This window comes from Acidocella sp. (assembly GCF_028687955.1).
Taxonomy (GTDB): Bacteria; Pseudomonadota; Alphaproteobacteria; order Acetobacterales; family Acetobacteraceae; genus Acidocella.
In genome coordinates, this window is record NZ_JAQTZC010000044.1 from 1 (window position 1) to 19,060 (window position 19,060).

The following is a 19,060-nucleotide window of genomic DNA, read 5'->3' on the forward strand; positions in this document are numbered from 1 at the left end:
TAATCAAGAGCTTATACCAGCCCGCCACCAAACCCAGAGAGTCAAGCTCTTGGCGGGCTGGTATAAGGTGAGCACGTCTGGCTATGGCTTGATGACTTCGCCTGAATATCGATCATTTGTGGATGCGCTCGACGGGGAGTTGCCATTGCGCGAGCTTCAGGGCGAGGCGCCGGATTTCCTGGACGGACCATCGGATGAGTTCTTTCCTGTCCTGCGCTTCGTTTTTCGCGGCAACCGAGTCCGCCACATGCTCCTTGCCGATAATCCCGAGTACGTCAGTCCCACGTGGCGCACCGCGCCCGCCAACCACCACGGCCAGCACCGCATCCTTCGTCCAGATACAGCGAATAACGTCGAATACCATGGTAGTGTCACGCACGATGGTGAATTTCAGCCCGGCGGCATCACTCAGCGTCAGGCCAATATCCGTCTGCGCCAGGCCGCGGCGCATGCTGGGGTTAAGGCGCATGACGCCGGCAACGCGATCATCACGCGGCATCTCAAATATCATGGTCACGGCGGTCATCCCGAACCGGTGCCGCCGCCCATCATCGCCGCCAGCTTGGCCACAAACAGCGGCGGCGGCAGCAGCAGCCACACCGCGAGCTGCCCGTTCAGGATCAACTCAATCGCGGCGTAACCCACGCCCTCCACATAATGTCCCGTACCGTTGGGTGCTGCTGTTCTCGTTCCAGGGGGCGAGAGCTTTCATTGATTTTTATCCCCTCCTTGAAATGCGAACAGGCAGGAATCTCCATGACGATCAATACCAGGGGAAATTATCTGCTTTTTTGCCATAACCCGCAACTTGGCTAAATTTGTCCAAATTTATCCAGCTTATTCGTTAGAATTCCTCTGAATGCCATCACGTCATCGGCGCCGGAAGCAAAAAACCTATATTATTTCAGTGTATTAACCTAGCTGGCGGAGGGGATGGGATTCGAACCCACGATACGCCTTGACAGCGTATAACGGTTTAGCAAACCGCCGCCTTCAGCCTCTCGGCCACCCCTCCGCATCGCATCGCCGCAACGCGGTACCGCGCAATTGCCTCATAAGGTGCAAGGGGAGCAAGGTAAAGCCTCCCATGCCGGGCTTCATGGAATTCTCCAAAATTCCTCCCACCTCGCGTGCTGTCGCACAACCATAACCATTTGATTTTTATTAAATTAACAAAATTTTAAACACAATTTTTGTTGCAGTGCAAAATTTTTCTTGCATTGCCAGAAAGTCCCGTCTAATAAGAAGTTACAGGATGAGCTTGCTCTCCTGTTTCTTGGACGTTTCCTCCCTAAACTTGGCGGCGCTTCGGCGCCGCCTTTTTTTATTCAACGTCTATTCCGCAGCGGTGCGCGTCGCGGGACCCTCCATTCCCCAAACTGCACTCGCCTCCACCACGGCGGCCAGAAACTCCGACATCCGCCGTTGCGTCGCCTCAAACTGCGCGCTGCGGGTAAAATGCCGCTCGTTCATGTATAGCCCGCGCGCCACCTCCACCTGAACCACCTGCACCCCTTCACGCGGGCGCCCGTAATGGCGGGTGATGTACCCTCCGGCATAAGGGTCGTTACGGCGCACCCGGAGACCCATCCCGGCAAAACTGGCTTCAAAAAACGTCATCCACGCCGGCAAGCACGCATTGCCGTAGGCGTCGCCCAGCACAACATCCGCCCTTCCCGCCTGCCGCCCCGCCTGGCTGGGCATTGAGTGGCAGTCAATCACCAGACAGGAGCCAAACCGGGCTTGCGTCTGCGCGATCAACCCGCCCAACGCCGCGTGGAACGGCCGCCAACACTCATCAATCCGCACCCGCGCCTCCGCAAACCGCAATTTGGCCGCGTATATCGGCTCGCCATTGCCCACCACGCGCGCAATTGTGCCCAGCCCGGCCCGCACGCGCGGGCTTTTGGTATCCACAAAATCCGGCAGCTCATCCTCGAACATCGCCGGGTCCAGCTCCCACGCCTCGCGATTCGCATCACACCAAGCGCGCGGAAACTCGGCGGCCAGCAGCGGCACACCCAGCCCCGGCCCGGCGGCGAACAATTCATCGACAAAACTGTCCTCGCTGCGGCGAAGCGTCATCGCGTCCAGCTGCGAGACAGCCAGAAAATCAGCCCCGTAACAGCGACCGGAATGCGCCGAGGTCAGCACCACCGGCACGCTCTGCTTGAGCGGGTGCAGCAGAGAAAATGGGAGGTTTTCACTCATTTAGGGTCATGGCGCATTCAACCAGCTAGCTTACGGCTGAGCAAGTGAATAGAAGGTTACCCTCGGGCGAGAGGATTTCGCGCCCATCGTTGACCTGCCGCAGCGGGCGCGTGCGAGGTCATGGGTCCACCTCCCTGGGGCGGCAGCGCATCAACGCCTGGCGCCGCGCCCGAGCAACCAGCTCATCATGCTGGTTGTAGCCGCGGGTCTCGAACTCGACGATCCCGGTGCCCGGCCGCGATTTCGATTCGCGCCGGCTGATCACCTCGGTCTCGGCGCGGAGCGTGTCGCCGATGCGGACCGGCTTCGGAAACGTCACCTCGCCAAAACCGAGATTGCCAAGGGTGGTGCCCAGAGTCAGCTCGTTCACCCCGACGCCGACGATCAGACCCAGAGTATAGATGCTGTTGACGATCCGCGAGCCGAACATGGTCCCACGCGCGAACTCCTCATCGAGGTGCAGCGGCTGCGGATTATGTGTCAGCGCGCAGAACAGCATGTTGTCCGCGTCGGTGACGGTGCGGGTGATCGCGTGGCGGAAGATGTCCCCCGGCGTCAGTTCCTCGAAGTATTTTCCCTGCGGCGGCGGGTGGATCATCGGCCGGCTCCTGTCACGTGGTCCGATGTCTGGGTGGTTCCGCGCGCCAGGGCGAGGATCTCCCGCGCGGTGCGTACATGCGCCAGGTCGATGTGCTCGCCCTGGTAGATGATGGCGCCGCGCCCGGCGCGCACGGCCTCGTCGTAAGCGCGAACCATGCCTTCATAATAGGCGAGCTCCTCAACCGACGGGCTATATGCCTCGTTCACCGCCGGCACGTTGCTCGGGTGCAACACGAATTCGCCGGCGAAGCCGAGTTCCCGGTGCTTGCGGGCGGCGCGACGCAGGCCCTCCAGATCGCGGATGTCCTGCCACAGGCCGCCGAGCGGCAGCTTGCCGGCCGCGCGGGCGGCGATCACCGTGGCTGATTTCAGGTGCAGCGATTCCATCCCCTCGGGCGTCCATTGGTAGCCGACCGACCGCTGGACATCGCCGTTCCGGGCGCTAACCCCGGCAATCATGCCCACCCGCTCGCGGCGCGCGATCTCGTAGGCGAACTGGATCGAGCGCGCCGATTCCAGGGTGGCCACCAGCAGCGTGCCGCCGATCGGGCGGCCGTTCCGCAGTTCCGCCTCGGCCAGCATGGCGGAGACCGTGTCGATGTCCTCCGGTCCCTCCGGCTTGGGCAGCACGATGCCTTCCAGCCCCTCGCTCACCACGGCGAGGATGTCCTCGAAACTGTACAGGAACGGGCTGCGGTTGATCCGCACATGGACGCGCTGCCCGGCGCGGGCCAACGGGCCGATCCGCCCGCGCGCGATCTCCCGCGCCTGCGCCTTCGCGTCCTCGGGGACGCTGTCCTCGAGGTCGAGGATCACCGCGTCGGCACCGTAGCCGGGCACCTTGTCGATCCAGGATTCGCGGATCGCGGGGACGAAAAGGAATGAGCGGATCGGCTTCACGGGCGGACTCCTGTGCGCGGCGGTGGCGACATCAGTAGGATTTCGGCAGCCCCAGCACTTTTTCCGCGATGTTCGACAGGATCAAGTGCGGCGTGATCGGAGCTATGCGCACCAGCAAGGCCTCGCGCAGCAGCCGCTCGATGTGGAACTCTTTGGCATAGCCGTAGCCGCCATGGGTGAGCTGGGCGATCTCGCACGTCTCGACTGCGGCCTGCGCCGCGAGCAGCTTGGCCGCGTTCGCCTCCGGCCCGCAGGGACGTCCCCCATCGTACAATGCGCAGGCGCGATAGACCATCAGCCGCGCCGCCTCGAGGCTGGCCCAGCAGTTCGCCAGCGGATGCTGGATCGCTTGGTTCTGGCCGATCGGCCGGCCGAACACGACGCGCTCACGCGCATAGCGCGCGGCGCGAAACAGGGCGGCCCGCCCGATGCCCACCGCCTCGGCGCCGACCAACACGCGCTCCGGATTCAACCCGTGCAGGATGTAGTGGAACCCCTTGCCTTCCTCGCCGATCCGGTCCTCCTCCGGGACTTCCAGTCCGTCGATAAACAGCTGGTTCGAATCGACCGCCTTGCGGCCCATCTTCTCGATCTCGCGCACCTCGATGCGGCTGCGGTCGAGCTTGGTGTAGAACAGGCTGAGCCCTTCAGTGGGCTTGCGTACCGCATCCGCGGGGGTCGTGCGTGCGAGGATCAGCATGTAGTCGGCGACCTGGGCAGTGGAGATCCAGATCTTCCGGCCCGAGATCACATAGCGGTTGCCATCGCGCACCGCCTTGGTGGTCAGCATAGTGGTGTTCAACCCCGCATCCGGCTCGGTGACGGCGAAGCATGCCTTGGCCTCCCCTTTGATCAGGGGCGGCAGCATCCGCTGCTTCTGCTCGGGCGTGCCGAACACCACCACCGGGTTGAGGCCAAAGATGTTCATATGCACCGCGGAAGCGGCCGCCATCGCGCCGCCCGATTCCGCGATCGTCTGCATCATCAACGCCGCTTCGGTGATGCCAAGGCCGGCACCGCCGTATTCCTCCGGCATCGCGATCCCGAGCCAGCCGGCGTCGGCGACCGCGCGATAGAATTCCTCGGGGAACCCGCCCTCGGTATCGCGGGTCAGCCAGTAGCGATCATCGAACCGGCCGCACAAGGCGGCGATCGCGTCCACCAGCTCCTGCTGCGCCCTGCTGATCTCGAAATCCATGGTCTCCTTCCCCCTTCCTCTGGACGCACCCGGAACGATGGCGCCCGCACCATGGTCTGTTCAGATATACCCACACTATTCCATACACTATTCCATCGTTTCGAATGTCAATCCCGGCGACTGTCCATGCGGCGTCAGGAGTCAGTCTACCCGCCAAGCGCCGCCACAAAACATCCCGCGAGATAATCAAGCAGCACTTTAACCATCGCAAGCCGCAAAACCCCCCGGGGGGCGTAATAAGAATGACAAAAACCGGCGCAAGCGCCCTTTCACCGGCACGCTGAACTCGCCGTCTCTGGGATGCTGAAATCGCCGCCCCCAAACGCTGTTCCAGCCGGGTAATCGCCTTGGAGACGGTCGGCTTGGAGAGTCCCAGCTCCTCGGCCGCGCGGGCAAAGGAACCCGTCTGGGCAACCTTCGCAAAAATCGCTCATGCTTCGAGGTCAGGCAGCTTCATCATAAAATTATTGAACCGATTCGTTCGTATTGTTTCTAATTTAATACCAGTCAGCCTTAAGGCTGACTGGTATGCGCGCGGGGCTGGTGGGGCGGCCGCGCGCAAAATCAGAAGCTTATACCAGCCCGCCACCAAACCCAGAGAGTCACGCTCTTGGCTGGCTGGTATAACACCAAAAGCGCCACCTCATCTCAACACAATTTACGTTTTGCGCGCCTGCCGTGTTGCTGGCCCGCGCCACACAGGCAAGTTTCTGGAACCAATCTGTTTCCATCATCTCTATTTAATCGCCAGCGGCTTTACCCTATTTCAGCTCCAGACACGGGCCGGATGCCCGATGGAGATTCGCGATGATTGAACTTCGTCCTTTCAAAAGCCTCGGCGGTGCTAACCATGGCTGGCTCGACGCCAAGCACCATTTCTCCTTTGCCGAATATCATGACCCCCAGCGTATGGGGTGGGGTGCCTTGCGGGTCTGGAACGACGACACCATCGCGCCTGGCACGGGCTTCCCGCCACATCCGCATAAAAACATGGAAATCATCACCTACGTCCGCAAAGGCGCCATCACGCATCAGGACCATCTGGGCAATGCCGGCCGCACAGAAGCCGGAGACGTGCAGGTTATGTCCGCGGGAACCGGCATCACGCACAGCGAGTACAATCTGGAGAAAGAAGCAACCCAGATTTTCCAGATCTGGATCCTGCCCGGCAGCCGGGGGCACCAGCCCAGCTGGAGCGCGCAGCCTTTTCCCAAAGGTGAGCGCGCCGGGCGGTTTGTCACGCTGGCCTCGGGCTTTCCCCAGGATACAGACGCCCTGAAAATCCACGCCAACGCGCGCCTCCTCGGCGCCACGCTGCGCGCCGGCGAAACCGCTGACTATGCCCTTGGGCGCGAACGTCACGCATATCTGGTGCCGGCCACTGGCGCTGTGGAAATCGAGGGCGTGACCGTGAATGCCCGCGACGGCGCCGCGATCAGCGATACCGGGATCCTGCGCGTCACCGCTTTAACCGGCACCGAGATCGTCCTCGTGGATGTCGACTGACACCACCCGCCGCCACCTTTTGGGCGCGGCGCGGAGATTATTCGCGCCTCAGCATTTTGTCGTTGACAAATCCAGCCAGCGAGTTGGCCCTGAAATGCGCGCGCAGCTCATCCTCGGAATAATCCTCGCGCACCCAGTCCAGAAAACTCTTGCCCTTCGCCTCGCCGTCGCGCTGATAGGTGAGAAAAAATGCGTCCAGTATCCCCGTGTTGGACTGCTTGATATGCCCAAAGCGCAGCGAGAGCTGCTTAAGCGCCTGCGCCGCGGTGCCGCCCTCGATGACCACGAACAGCCCCGCCGCCAGCCCCGCGCGGTCCGCGCCGGATTTGCAATGCACCAGCGCCGGGCCACGCATGGTCTGGTAAATCTCCGCCAGCCGCAAAATCCGGTCCTTATGCGGCGCCCCGCGTGACTCCATGGCCATATCATAAAAATCCAGCCCCAGCCGCGCCGCCGCCTCGCGTGAGAGCGCATCCGAGCCATTTTCCGCCCGCCCGCGCAGGTTAATGAGGCTTCGCAGCCCCGTCTTGCGCGTGAACGCCGCCAGATTGCCCGGCGTCGGGTGGTTGGAGCGATACAGCCGCCCCGGCTTCACCACCGCGAAATTGGTCCACAGGATGCGCAGCACCGCATGATCAATGAACAGCGCGTCAACCCACGCATTGCGCCGGCCGGCCTTAGTGGAGAGATCGCCTCTATAAATCGTGTCCATACCTACATCCCTAGCCTGATTTGTGGCAGAGCCAAAATATGCTTAACCCCAGCACCATGACCCAGCAGAAATCCACCGCCTCCCTCGTCTATCGCCTCTGGCGCGAGCATGTGCGCCACTACCGCGGCCGCATTGTCCTCATCGCCGCGGCCACGCTGGTGATGTCGGGAACCACGGCGGCCTACCCGGCGCTGATCAAATGGGCCTTCGACATGTTCTCCCACAAAGACCCGCGCATCCTCTACCAGGTGCCGGTGCTGGTGCTCATCGTCACCACCATCAAGGGCCTGTCGATGTATTTTCAGGCAGTGCTAACCCAGGATGTCGTCCTCCTGGTCATCCGCCGGCTGCAAACCGGCATGTTCCGCCACCTCTCCAACGCCGCCCTCGCGAGCGTGGAGCGCGAGGCCCCGGCCCAGCTCGCCGCCCGCTTCACCACCGATGCCACCGTCATCCGCGACGCGATGACCCGCGCCGTCAACGCCATCGCCGATGCCGCCACCGTGGTTGGCCTGGTCGTCACCATGATCGTGATCGACTGGAAGCTCAGCCTCATCGCCGCCGCGCTCTACCCGCTGGCCGGCATCCCTGTGCAAAAAATCGGCAAGCGCATGCGCCACGCCTCCGATGGCATGCAAGACCAGATGGGCCACACCGCCGCCGTGCTCAACGAGAGCTTCGCCCAGGCCCGCACCGTGCGCGCCTACGGTCTGGAGGCGCACGAGCAGAAACGCGCCAATAAAACCTTCGACCAGCTCTACCGCTCCCTCCTGCGCATGACCCAGATCCGCTCCCGTCTGGACCCGATGCTCGAAGTCCTAGGCGGGCTCGCCGTGGCCATGGTCATCGGCTTCGAGGGCTGGCGCAACGCCACCGGCGGCAGCGGCGTGGGCAATTTCATGGGCTTCATCTCCGCCCTGCTCATCGCCAGCCGCCCCTTGCGCGCGCTGGGAACCATGAACGCCGCCGTCCAGGAGGGCCTCGCGGGCATGGTGCGCGTGTTCGCCATCATCGATGAACCAGCCGCCATCGCCGATGCCCCCGGCGCCGTGCCGCTGCCCCCCGGCGCCGGCGCGCTGGCGTTCGAGCATGTCGCCTTCACCTACCCCGATGGCCGCCCCGGCCTGAAAGACCTCTCCTTCACCGCCGCGCCCGGAAAAATGCTGGCGCTGGTCGGCTCCTCGGGGGCAGGCAAATCCACGGCACTGGCACTCATCCCCCGGCTCTACACCCCAACCAGCGGGCATATCCGTCTCGACGGCGCTGAAATCACCAGCGTCACCCTGCACTCCCTGCGCGACGCCATCGCCTATGTCGGCCAGGATTCGCTGCTGTTTGACGATACAATCTACACCAACATCCTGCTCGGCCGCCCCGATGCCACGCCCGAAGAGGTCCACGCCGCCGCCGCCGCCGCCGCCTGCACCTTCGTGCAGGAAATGCCCGAAGGCTTCAAAACCCGCGTCGGCGTCAACGGTCAGCGGCTCTCCGGCGGCCAGCGCCAGCGCGTCGCCATCGCGCGGGCCATTTTGCGCAACCCGCGCATCCTCCTGCTCGATGAAGCCACCAGCGCGCTGGACACCGCAAGCGAAGCCGCCGTCCAGGCGGCGCTGGCGCATCTGCGCGCCGGGCGCACCACCATCGTCGTCGCCCACCGGCTTTCCACCGTGCGCGACGCCGACCTCATCGTGGTCATGGCCGACGGCCAGGCCATCGAGCAAGGCACCCATGCTGGACTCCTGGCCGCGGGCGGCGCATTTTCCCGGCTGGTCCAGGCGCAGGCCCTGGCGTAACACATTTGCGCCCAGTACCAGCCAATCAAACCCGCCCGCATCCCCTGCGGCGCCGCGCCGTGTATTTGCTGCACCCCCTCGGCCCAGCGCGGGCGCGCGGCTATCTGCCCTTCACGATGGCTCAACCAGGCATTGCGGAACGCAACTGCCTTCTGCCCCTGGCAGGCAACCTCCCCTTTTTTCTCATTGCGGGCACCACCGGCACGACAATCAGCCACAACCCAGACGACGCCACCCTTCAACGGGCAGGCTGGGCCGGTACGTTGCGCGCCCGCCTGCGTCGCCGCAACAAGGGGCTAAAGGCAGGCGTGCTGGATTTTGACCAGCTGGAAATTTTCCCCGCCGGACCAAAACACCACTACAAAGCCTATTGCCGCCAAGTCCGCACCACCCGCGCGCACCAAACCGCGCCTGACAGCGAACTACTGCGCGCGCATCCCGAACTCATTACAGGCTGGCCCGCCAGAACACAGAGAGCGCCCGCCATTCCCCTGCAAGCCAGTCCGCGCATCGCCGTGGCGCTTCATCTCTACTACACAGATCTATGGCCCGAGATTGAAACCCTGCTCGCTCGCTGGCGCCACCATTTCACCCTATTCATTACTATAACACAACAAAACTCCGCCCTGGCACAGGATGTAGAGGCCGCCTTTCCCGGCAGCGTGCTCCGTGTCGTCGAAAATCTCGGCCGCGATGTCCGCCCTTTCCTACTGCTCCTAGAGTCCGGCTGCTTTGATAGCTTTGACCTCATCTGCAAAATTCACGGTAAAAAATCCATTGGCCACGGGCGGATCGCCGCCTTTGGTGACATTTGGCGCCGCGCCAGCTTCCTGGACCTGCTCGCAACAGACACCCAACTACAAACGGTAATCGCGCTGTTTACGGACAACCCCCAATGCGGCATCGCCGGACCCGGGCGCTTTCTTCTTTCCTCGACACCCACCGCCCCGCGTAACCTGCTTGGTAAAAATCGCGCCACCGCCACGGCACTCGCCGCACGCATGGGCAGTCCCCTTTGTGATAACGCGATGGATTTCTTCGCAGGCACAATGTTCTGGGTACGGCCCCAAGCCCTGGCGCCACTGCGCCGCCTGCACCTTACGCAGAGCTTCAATCCCGCACAAACCCCTCTCGAGGATGGCGCCATTGAGCATGCCATCGAACGTCTCTTCAACCACGCCGCCCGCGCCGCTGGGTTCCAGGCCGCAGCCCTGGCCGAAGATTGCGAGCCCACCGTCTTCACACAACCCCTAGCTACATGTACCAACCATGGCCCATCAAACGGAGTGGAAAAATGACCAGCACGACAGAACCAGCCGCGCAAACCTCGGGCAGCCGATTTTTTCGCAATCTCCGCCGCGCACTGGGCGGCAAAAAGCCTCCCAAGCCAGATGCGCTCTCCTTCGCCCCGCTCAAGGACTGGAGCCATCACGCTGAGTCCCGGCGTTTCAACTGGGATTGGAAAGCGACCAATTACAACCGCATCGCCCTTGTAAATCTGCTACTCACCAAAAATCACGACCCAGCCTATCTGGAAATCGGTTGCGCCTCCAATGCGCTGTTCGATTCCGTGCCCGTGCGCCACAAAGTCGGCGTAGACCCCGAAGCAGGCGGCACCATACGCGCAACCTCCGACGCATTCTTCGCAGAAAACAAAACGCTCTTCGATGTCATATTCATCGACGGCCTGCACACCTACGAGCAGGTACGCAACGATGTCATCAATGCGCTAAGCCATCTCAAACATAACGGCTGGGTCGCGCTGCATGACATGTTGCCCAGAAACTGGCTGGAACACCACGTCCCCCGCCTGCAAGGCGATTGGACGGGCGACGTGTGGAAAGTCGCCTTCGAACTGGCGCAGAGCGAAGGCGTCGACTTCAAGGTGCTCAAAATCGATCATGGCGTTGGCGTTTTCCGCAAACTGCACGAAAGCGCGACCCTGCACGACATGACCGGCGAACTACGCCAGCAACAATTTGCCTATTTCTGCGACAATCTGGAAAAACTCCCGCTTGTCGAATGGGATGCGGCTTATAGCTGGATTACATCCACATAACCCCCACCTCACCCCTTGCTAAACGCCGCCGCGAATATCGCCCGCCGTCCGATGTCGCGGCGGCAAAAACCGTCATCCCACTCAATGGTATCCACCGCCGCATAGGCGCGCGCCACGGCCTGCGCCAGATCATCCCCCACCGCGTTCACCGCCAGCACGCGCCCGCCATTGGCCAGAATCCCGCCCTGGTCCGCCATCGTCCCGGCGTGGAACACATTCACCCCCGCCAGCGCCTCGGCTTCCTCCAGCCCATAAATTTCGCCGCCGGTGGCATAGGCGCCGGGGTAACCCTTGGAACACATCACCACAGTGGCCGAGGCAGCGTTCTTCCAGCGCAATTCCACATTTTTCAGCCCGCCCCCGGCCGCCGCCGCCAGTGCTGGCAGCAAATCCGAATCCAGCAGCGGCAGCAGCGTCTCGCACTCCGGGTCACCAAAGCGCACGTTGAACTCGATCAGCTTCGGCCCGTCATGCTCCACCATCAGCCCGGCGAACAAAAACCCCCGGAACGGCATCCCCCGCTTCACCATCTCGGCCAGCGCCGGGCGGATCACGCGCGCCATCGCCGCCTCGATCACCGCAGGCGGCGCCCAGGGCGGCGGCGAGATCGCGCCCATCCCCCCGGTGTTCGGCCCGGTGTCGCCCTCGCCCACGCGCTTATGGTCGGCGGCAACCCCCAAATAGAGCGCATCCAGCCCGTCGCACAAAGCAAAAACGGAAATCTCCTCGCCCACCAGACATTGCTCGATCACCACCTTGGCCCCGGCCGCGCCGTGCACCTTGTCTTCCATGATCGCGGTCACCGCCTCATGCGCCGCCTCGGGCGTGGCCGCCACCACCACCCCCTTACCCGCCGCCAGCCCATCCGCCTTGATGACAATGGGCGCGCCCACGGCCTCGATATACTCATGCGCCTCCCCGGCATGGGTGAAGCTGGCCCAGGCGGCGGTGGGGATGCCCGCCGCATCGGCGATTTCCTTGGTGAATTCCTTGCTGCCCTCAAGCTGCGCCGCCGCCGCGCGCGGCCCGCAGCAGGCAATGCCCGCCGCCGCCAGCGCATCGGCAATGCCCGCCACCAGCGGCGCCTCCGGCCCAGGGATCACGAGGTCGATCTTCTCTTCCACCGCAAAGGCCACCAGCCCGGCGATGTCGCTCCCCCGCAGCGGCACATTCTGCGCGCACGCCGCCGTGCCAGGGTTGCCCGGAGCAACATACAGCTTGCTCAACAGCGGGCTCGCCGCAATCGTGCGGGCCAGCGCATGTTCCCGCCCGCCGGACCCGATGATCAATACCCGCATGCCAAACCCCCTCTGTTAACGCCGCGCGCTCTATCATAGTCTCCGCCCATGAGCGACCTCCTGGCAAACACCCCCGAATTCTCCGTCTCCGAACTCGCGGGAGCGGTAAAAAAAACCCTGGAAGGGGCTTTTGGCCGGGTGCGCGTGCGCGGCGAGATCACCGAATTCAAGGCCTACGCCTCCGGCCACCAATATTTCGCGCTGAAGGATGAAAGCGCCAAAATCCGCGCCATCATCTGGAAGGGCAGCGTCTCACGCGTTGGCCTCAGGGCCGAAAACGGCGTCGAGGTCATCGCCACCGGGCGCATCACCTCCTACCCGGAACGCTCTGAATACCAGCTCATCGTCGAGCGGCTGGAATATGCCGGGGCCGGGGCGCTGCTCGCGCGCATCGAGGCTCTGAAGGTGAAGCTGGCGACGGAAGGTCTGTTCGAGCGCAAACGCCCGCTGCCCATGCTCCCCGCCGTCATCGGCCTTGTCACCTCGCCCCAGGGCGCGGTGTTGCAGGACATTAAAACAACCATCGCCCGGCGCTTTCCCCGCCCGCTCCTGCTCTGGCCCGTGCCGGTGCAGGGCGAGGGCGCGGCCGAAAAAATCGCCGCCGCCATCAACGGCTTCTCCAACCTCCCCGCAAATGGCCCGGTCCCCCGGCCAGACGTGCTGATCGTCGCGCGCGGCGGCGGCAGCCTGGAAGACCTGATGGCCTTCAACGACGAACTCGTGGTGCGCGCCGCCGCCGCCTGCACCATCCCGCTCATCTCCGCCGTGGGCCACGAGACCGACACAACCCTGATCGACTTCGTCTCCGACCGCCGCGCCCCCACCCCCACGGCGGCGGCTGAAATGGCGATCCCCGCCCGGCTCGAACTCCTGGCCGACCTCGCCCAGAAATCCGCCCGGCTCACCGGCGCCCTGGCGCGCATCACCGCCCAGGCGCGCCTGCTGCTGGACCGCGCCGGCGCCAAACTGCCAGACCTGCCCAACATCCTCGGCGCCGCCCGCCAGCGGTTGGACGACCGTGGCGAGCGCCTCACCCTGGCACTGCCCAATTTTTTCAACCTCCGCCGCACCGGGCTGGAGCGCCTAGCCGCCCGGCTGGTTCACCCGCGCGAGCTGCTGGCGCGCGGCCGCAACGCGGTGGCCTTGCTGGACCAACGCCTCGCCGCCGCCCTGCCCAACCAGCTGCGCACCCGCCAAAACGCCGCCGCCCTGCTGGCGCAACGGCTCGGCGCCCCTCTGCCCGGACATTTGCGCGAATCCCGCCTGCGGCTGGAAAACTTATCCGCCCGGCTGGAGACCGTCTCCTACGCCGCCGTGCTGGCGCGCGGCTTCGCACTGGTCACCAACACCAAGGGCGCGCCCATCTCCAGCGCCGCCCAGGTATCTCCCGGCGCGGCGCTGACCATCAAATTCGCCGACGGCGACATCGCGGCGAAGGCCGCCGCCAAAACCGCGCAGCTGGACCTGGGGTTATAACGGCGGCGCGCCGGATTGCCGCCCAGAAGCCATTTACGCGAATCTTATCCAAAATCATCCCGCTAAATTTGTGCAACCACAACTATCACATTGTCGTGAGCAAGCTGCTTGTTTTCAAAGTTTGCGGTTATTTATCAACGCATACCAGTCAGCCTTAAGGCTGACTGGTATGCGCGCGGGGCTGGTGGGGCGGCCGCGCGCAAAATCAAGAGCTTATACCAGCCCGCCACCAAACCCAGAGAGTCAAGCTCTTGGCGGGCTGGTATAATTACAAATTCATACCGGTAGCAATCTCGTTGACTCCCAATATCGAAATCTGACATAGCTGATTCTACCGGTGCGGATGACTCCGCTTCCCGCCTTTGATTTTTTTATTTTCCTGTGGCCGCGCATGCCACGTCACGGAGGTTCGCTCATGGCAACTCATATACAACAGATTACCTGGACCGAAACCGGCGGTACACTAGTTAACGGCGTTGACCAATTATCCGCCGGTGATACGGTATCCCTCACCCTGAAACTGAACGGCAGCGGGTATACCCCCGCCAACGGTGACTATTTTTTGCTAAGCAACGGCGGTCACGCAATTTATAACGGAGCCGCCTGGGTCTATACCGTCGCGGCGGGCGATACCACCGGCAACCTGAACTTGCCCGGATCCAGTCTTACGATCTACAACAACTCCTCAACCAACATCTACACGCTCAGCGGGTCCTTGCCGTCTTCTCCCACCCCCACCACCTACGACGTAATCTGTTTCTACCCCGGCACGATGATCGCCACGCCGGACGGCGAAAAAGCCGTGGAGACTCTGCAAGCCGGTGATCTGGTGCTGACCGCCGATGGTAAATCCGCGCCGGTGCGCTGGATGGGCCGCCAGACGGTTTCCACCTCCTTTGCCGATCCGCTGCGCGTGTTGCCGATCCACATCAAGGCCGGCGCGCTGGCCGAGGGCGTTCCCGCGCGTGACCTGCTGGTATCCCCGGACCACGCCCTGCTGGTCGATGGCGTGCTGATCCAGGCCGCCGCCCTGGTTAATGGTGTGTCCATCTTCCGCGAAACCAAGGTGCCCACCACCTTCACCTACCATCATGTGGAGCTGGCGGACCATTCGCTGATCCTGGCAGAGAACACCCCGGCGGAAACCTTTGTCGACAACGTCGACCGCATGGCGTTTGACAACTGGGCCGAGCACGAGACTCTGGCTGACGCCAGCGCCATCACCGAGATGGACCTGGCGCGCGCCAAGGCCGTACGTCAGATTCCGGCGAAAACCCGCGCCTATCTGGCCGAACGTGCAACGGCCCTATCCGGCGCACAAATCGCCACCGCGGCTTAAAAACGCTTCGGCCTCATGCCCTGAAAGCCCCCGCCGGTCACCGGCGGGGGTTTTTTCATGCGGAAAGATCAATCCGCCGCCCCGCGGCGGCGCAAATTCAAGCTTGCCGCCCCTCTGGCCAATCCGTAAACGCGGGGGCTGGCTTTTGTCTTTCCCCATCCTTTATATAAGGGCCGCCCCCAAATTTCCCGCCAGACAGGCCCGCTCCAGAAAGGTGAACCATGCCCCTCAGCCGCGCCACCCCCCGCAAACTGCTGCATCAGCGCGATATTCAGCTCCGCGGCTATGAGCGCGCGGACGGGCTGGTGGATATCGAGGCGCATATCCTTGACGCCAAAACCTACAGCTGGGGCAACCAGGACCGCTCCGGCATCCAGGCCGGCGAGGCGCTGCATGACATGTGGGTGCGCGTAACCATCGACCACCACATGGTCATCCAGGCCTGCGAAGCCTCGATGGACGCCACACCTTATAATGTATGCGGCGGCGCCGCCCCCAGCTTCGCCCGCCTGGTGGGGATGAAGCTCGGCAAGGGTTTCATCAAGGCGGCCATGGAGCAACTGGGCGGCGTCGCCAGCTGCACGCATCTGCGCGAGCTGCTACAGCCCATCGCCACGGTGGCCTTCCAGACCCTGTACAGCATCAGTGAACACCGCCCCCCCTGTAACGCGGAAAAAGCGACCCGCCCCGCCTCTGACATTCAGGCAGCGCTGCTGAACACCTGCTTCGCCTATGACGAAACCAACCCCCTGGCGCAGCGGACGGCCGCGAAGGCCAGCATATGAACATGCACATGCACTCTTTGCCACTTCGGCGGCATTGCGGCCTTGCTGGCCGCGCAACCCTATGTTACTGCCCCGCCGGACCCTGTAACATGGGGCCGCATGCCACAAAAAACACAAGGCGAGCACTGTAATTTGGTCGACATTCCCGGCACTGGCGAGACAGGACTATCCGCGCGCTACTCGGCTGCGCTCTATGCCTTGGCTTTTGAGCAGAACATCCTAAGCGAGGCGATCGGCCAGATGGCCGCCCTCGGCAGCCTGATCGCGCAAACCCCGGAGCTGAAGCACCTGGTCGGCAATCCACTGACTGACGCATCGCGCATCGCCCCGGCGCTGACCGCAGCCCTCTCCGAGCAGGGTTTCCTGCCCATGATCCGCAATTTCGTGAACGTGGTCATCACCAACCGCCGCCTGGCCGAGCTGCCGGCGCTGATCAACGGATTCGCCGCCTATGTCGCCGCCAAGCGCGGCGAGGTGGTGGTCAACGTCACCTCCGCGCAGGCCCTGAGCGACCTGCAACGCACCCAGCTGACCGCCCGCCTCACCGAGGCCGGCTACGGCAGCATCAAGCTGATTGAGCACACCGATGCCAGCCTGCTCGGCGGCATGGTGCTCCAAATTGGCGCAAAACTTTACGACACCAGCCTGAAATCACGCCTTAACCGGCTCAATTATTCTCTAAAGGGAGCTGCCTGACATGGAGATCCGCCCAGCCGAAATCTCCGAGATTCTGAAACGCCAGATCGCGGATTTCGACACCGAATCGAACGTGACCGAGACCGGTCAGGTCCTCTCCGTGGGTGACGGCATTGCCCGTATCTTCGGCCTGACCAATGTGATGGCCGGCGAGCTGGTGGAATTCCCCGCCGCCGGAATCAAGGGCATGGCGTTGAACCTGGAGCAGGACAACGTCGGCGCCGTTATCTTCGGCGATGACCGCCAGATCCGCGAGGGCGACACCGTCACCCGCACCGGCCAGATCGTCGACGTTCCCGTCGGCAAGGCCCTGCTGGGCCGCGTGGTCGACGCGCTGGGCAACCCGATCGATGGCAAAGGCCCGATCGCGGCCACCGAGCGCCGCCTGGTCGAGACCAAGGCGCCGGGCATCATTCCGCGCAAATCGGTGCATGAGCCGATGCAGACCGGCATCAAGTCGATCGACGTGCTGATCCCCATCGGCCGCGGCCAGCGCGAGCTGATCATCGGCGACCGCCAGACCGGCAAGACCGCCGTCATCATCGACACCATCATCAACCAGAATACCATCAACGCCGGCACGGATGAGAGCAAGAAGCTCTACTGCATCTATGTCGCCATCGGGCAGAAGCGCTCGACCGTGGCGCAGCTGGTGCGCACGCTGGAAGAGCAGGGCGTGATGGAATACTCCATCGTCGTCGCCGCCACCGCGTCCGACCCGGCGCCGATGCAGTATCTCGCCCCCTACACCGGCTGCACCATGGGCGAATATTTCCGCGACAACGCGATGCACGCGCTGATCGCCTATGACGACCTCTCCAAGCAGGCCGTCGCCTACCGCCAGATGTCGCTGCTGCTGCGCCGTCCGCCGGGCCGCGAAGCCTATCCGGGCGACGTGTTCTACCTGCATTCGCGCCTGCTGGAACGCGCCGCCAAAATGTCGGACGACAAGGGCGCCGGTTCGCTCACCGCCCTGCCCGTCATCGAGACCCAGGCCGGCGACGTCTCCGCCTACATCCCGACCAACGTGATCTCCATCACCGACGGCCAGATCTTCCTGGAGACCGAGCTGTTCTTCAAGGGCATCCGCCCGGCTGTTAACGTCGGTTTGTCGGTGTCGCGCGTTGGCTCCGCCGCGCAGATCAAGGCGATGAAACAGGTCGCCGGCAAAATTAAGCTGGACCTCGCGCAATACCGCGAAATGGCGGCCTTCGCGCAGTTCTCGTCCGATCTCGACCCCTCGACCCAGAAGCTGCTCGCCCGTGGCGCGCGCCTTACCGAGCTGTTGAAGCAGCCGCAATACCATCCGCTTCCGGTCGAAGACCAGGTGGTCTCAGTGTTCGCCGGTACGCGCGGCTACATGGACGATCTGCCGGTGTCCTCGATCGGCAAGTTCGAGTCTCATCTGCTCTCCGAGCTGAAAGCCCGCGAACCGGGCATCATCGAGGCGATCCGCAACGACCAGCAGATCAAGCCCGATACCGAGACCAAGCTGATCGCCTTCATCGAGAACTTACTCCGTACATTTGGATAATTTCCGATGCCCAGTTTAAAAACCCTGCGCAATCGCATTAACAGTGTGAAATCGACGCAAAAAATCACCAGCGCCATGAAGATGGTCGCCGCGGCGAAACTGCGCCGCGCGCAGGCGCAGGCGGAGGCTTCGCGCCCCTATGCCAAGCGCATGGGCGAGATGATGGGCGCCCTGGCCGCCGCCGAGGCCGCCAACCCCAACGCCCCGGCCCTGCTGGTCGGCAACGGGCGGGATAAAACCCACCTGCTGCTGGCCATCACCGCGGACCGCGGCCTGGCCGGCGCCTTCAACGGCAACATCTCCAAGCACGTCCGCCTCCAGGTTCAAGCGCTGGAAGCCCAGGGCAAGACCGTGAAAATCTTCACGCTCGGCCGCAAGGGCAACGAGTCTCTGCGCCGCGACCTGGACAGCAAGATCATCGGCACGAAAAACTTCGTCGGCAAAAAAACCATCGACTTCGCCGATGCCGAAGCCATCGCGCAGACCATCATCGGCCTGTTCCGCGATGAAACTTTCGATGTCTGCACCCTGGTGTTCAACCGCTTCCATTCGGTGATGACCCAGACCGTCACCGAAACCCCGCTGATCCCGGCCGCCGCCCCCACCGCGAACGACAACGCCGCCCCGGAGCAGAACTACGAGGTGGAACCCGACGACGGCACCCTCCTGGAGCGGCTGCTGCCACGCAATCTCGCGGTCCAAATCTACGCGGCGCTGCTCGAAAACAGCGCCGGTTTCTACGCCAGCCAGATGACGGCCATGGACAGCGCCACCCGCAACGCGGGCGACATGATCAAAAAACTGTCCCTGACCTACAACCGCGCCAGGCAGGCGAACATCACCAAAGAACTCATCGAGATCATCTCCGGCGCTGAAGCCGTTTAAGGTAGAGAGAAAATGGCAAGCAATAACACTGGTCGCGTCACGCAAATCCTGGGCGCCGTCGTTGACGT

General features: G+C 63.2%; 18 protein-coding genes, 1 tRNA gene and 1 pseudogene. 10 read left to right on the top strand and 10 right to left on the bottom strand.

The genetic code is table 11. The features are described from left to right. Positions 1–112: 112 nt before the first annotated feature. The 8 genes and pseudogenes from PHE40_RS07245 to PHE40_RS11030 form a co-directional block, all read right to left on the bottom strand. Positions 113–499, bottom strand: a complete 387-nt coding sequence (locus PHE40_RS07245; RefSeq protein WP_299960127.1) for a hypothetical protein — start codon at positions 497–499, stop codon at positions 113–115. A 23-nt stretch (positions 500–522) separates the two neighbouring features. Further along, positions 523–645, bottom strand: coding sequence for a hypothetical protein (locus tag PHE40_RS07250; protein WP_299960130.1), 123 nt, complete (start codon positions 643–645; stop codon positions 523–525). A 277-nt stretch (positions 646–922) separates the two neighbouring features. After that, a tRNA-Ser gene (locus tag PHE40_RS07255) sits at positions 923–1,015 on the bottom strand. Positions 1,016–1,335: 320 nt separating this feature from the next. After that, on the bottom strand, positions 1,336–2,211 hold the full coding sequence (locus tag PHE40_RS07260) for an N-formylglutamate amidohydrolase (RefSeq protein ID WP_299960132.1): 876 nt from the start codon (positions 2,209–2,211) through the stop codon (positions 1,336–1,338). Between the two features lie 118 nt (positions 2,212–2,329). Then, positions 2,330–2,809: a MaoC family dehydratase gene (locus PHE40_RS07265; RefSeq protein WP_299960134.1), complete on the bottom strand. Its 480-nt coding sequence runs from the start codon at positions 2,807–2,809 to the stop codon at positions 2,330–2,332. Further along, complete coding sequence (locus tag PHE40_RS07270) at positions 2,806–3,711, bottom strand: CoA ester lyase (protein ID WP_299960137.1); 906 nt, start codon at positions 3,709–3,711, stop codon at positions 2,806–2,808. Before PHE40_RS07270 ends, PHE40_RS07265 begins: the two co-directional genes overlap by 4 nt. A 31-nt stretch (positions 3,712–3,742) precedes the next feature. After that, positions 3,743–4,909, bottom strand: a complete 1,167-nt coding sequence (locus PHE40_RS07275) for an acyl-CoA dehydrogenase family protein (protein WP_299960140.1) — start codon at positions 4,907–4,909, stop codon at positions 3,743–3,745. Between the two features lie 283 nt (positions 4,910–5,192). Continuing rightward, positions 5,193–5,336 (bottom strand): annotated as a pseudogene (locus PHE40_RS11030) (LysR family transcriptional regulator); the annotation flags it as partial. 380 nt (positions 5,337–5,716) lie between these two features. On the opposite strand from PHE40_RS11030, the gene PHE40_RS07285 reads away from it, so the two are divergent. Continuing rightward, positions 5,717–6,415, top strand: a complete 699-nt coding sequence (locus PHE40_RS07285) for a pirin family protein (protein ID WP_299960144.1) — start codon at positions 5,717–5,719, stop codon at positions 6,413–6,415. A 37-nt stretch (positions 6,416–6,452) separates the two neighbouring features. Here the strand turns inward: PHE40_RS07285 and PHE40_RS07290 are convergent, their stop codons facing one another. Further along, entirely contained in the window at positions 6,453–7,127 is a 675-nt protein-coding gene (locus tag PHE40_RS07290; protein WP_299960147.1) for a tyrosine-protein phosphatase, read from the bottom strand. Between the two features lie 56 nt (positions 7,128–7,183). Between PHE40_RS07290 and PHE40_RS07295 the strand changes: the two genes are divergently transcribed. From PHE40_RS07295 to PHE40_RS07305, 3 genes are read left to right on the top strand one after another with little or no spacing between them, the layout of a single operon-like run. After that, positions 7,184–8,920, top strand: coding sequence for an ABC transporter ATP-binding protein (locus PHE40_RS07295; RefSeq protein WP_299960150.1), 1,737 nt, complete (start codon positions 7,184–7,186; stop codon positions 8,918–8,920). Positions 8,921–8,979: 59 nt separating this feature from the next. Further along, positions 8,980–10,218 (top strand): rhamnan synthesis F family protein, encoded by a 1,239-nt coding sequence (locus tag PHE40_RS07300; protein ID WP_299960153.1) that lies wholly within the window; start codon positions 8,980–8,982, stop codon positions 10,216–10,218. Next, positions 10,215–10,979: a class I SAM-dependent methyltransferase gene (locus PHE40_RS07305; protein WP_299960156.1), complete on the top strand. Its 765-nt coding sequence runs from the start codon at positions 10,215–10,217 to the stop codon at positions 10,977–10,979. The genes PHE40_RS07300 and PHE40_RS07305 overlap by 4 nt, the downstream gene beginning before the upstream one ends. A gap of 8 nt (positions 10,980–10,987) precedes the next feature. On the opposite strand, the gene purD is transcribed toward PHE40_RS07305, so the two are convergent. Next, entirely contained in the window at positions 10,988–12,277 is a 1,290-nt protein-coding gene (gene purD, locus PHE40_RS07310) for a phosphoribosylamine--glycine ligase (RefSeq protein WP_299960159.1), read from the bottom strand. 48 nt (positions 12,278–12,325) lie between these two features. Here purD and xseA point away from each other — a divergent pair, with 48 nt between their 5' ends. From xseA to PHE40_RS07340, 6 genes are all read left to right on the top strand, one after another. After that, a complete protein-coding gene (gene xseA / locus PHE40_RS07315) occupies positions 12,326–13,753 on the top strand; it encodes an exodeoxyribonuclease VII large subunit (protein WP_299960161.1) in 1,428 nt (475 codons plus the stop codon). A 415-nt stretch (positions 13,754–14,168) separates the two neighbouring features. Beyond that, positions 14,169–15,092, top strand: coding sequence for a Hint domain-containing protein (locus PHE40_RS07320; RefSeq protein WP_299960164.1), 924 nt, complete (start codon positions 14,169–14,171; stop codon positions 15,090–15,092). 221 nt (positions 15,093–15,313) lie between these two features. Continuing rightward, complete coding sequence (locus PHE40_RS07325) at positions 15,314–15,877, top strand: DUF2889 domain-containing protein (protein ID WP_299960167.1); 564 nt, start codon at positions 15,314–15,316, stop codon at positions 15,875–15,877. 99 nt (positions 15,878–15,976) lie between these two features. Then, positions 15,977–16,573 (top strand): ATP synthase F1 subunit delta, encoded by a 597-nt coding sequence (atpH, locus tag PHE40_RS07330; RefSeq protein ID WP_299960170.1) that lies wholly within the window; start codon positions 15,977–15,979, stop codon positions 16,571–16,573. Between the two features lies 1 nt (position 16,574). Beyond that, positions 16,575–18,107 carry a F0F1 ATP synthase subunit alpha gene (atpA, locus tag PHE40_RS07335; protein ID WP_299960173.1) on the top strand — a complete coding sequence of 511 codons (1,533 nt, stop codon included), beginning with the start codon at positions 16,575–16,577 and terminating at the stop codon, positions 18,105–18,107. A 6-nt stretch (positions 18,108–18,113) separates the two neighbouring features. Then, positions 18,114–18,992 (top strand): F0F1 ATP synthase subunit gamma, encoded by an 879-nt coding sequence (locus tag PHE40_RS07340; RefSeq protein WP_299960176.1) that lies wholly within the window; start codon positions 18,114–18,116, stop codon positions 18,990–18,992. The last annotated feature ends 68 nt before the right edge of the window (positions 18,993–19,060 follow it).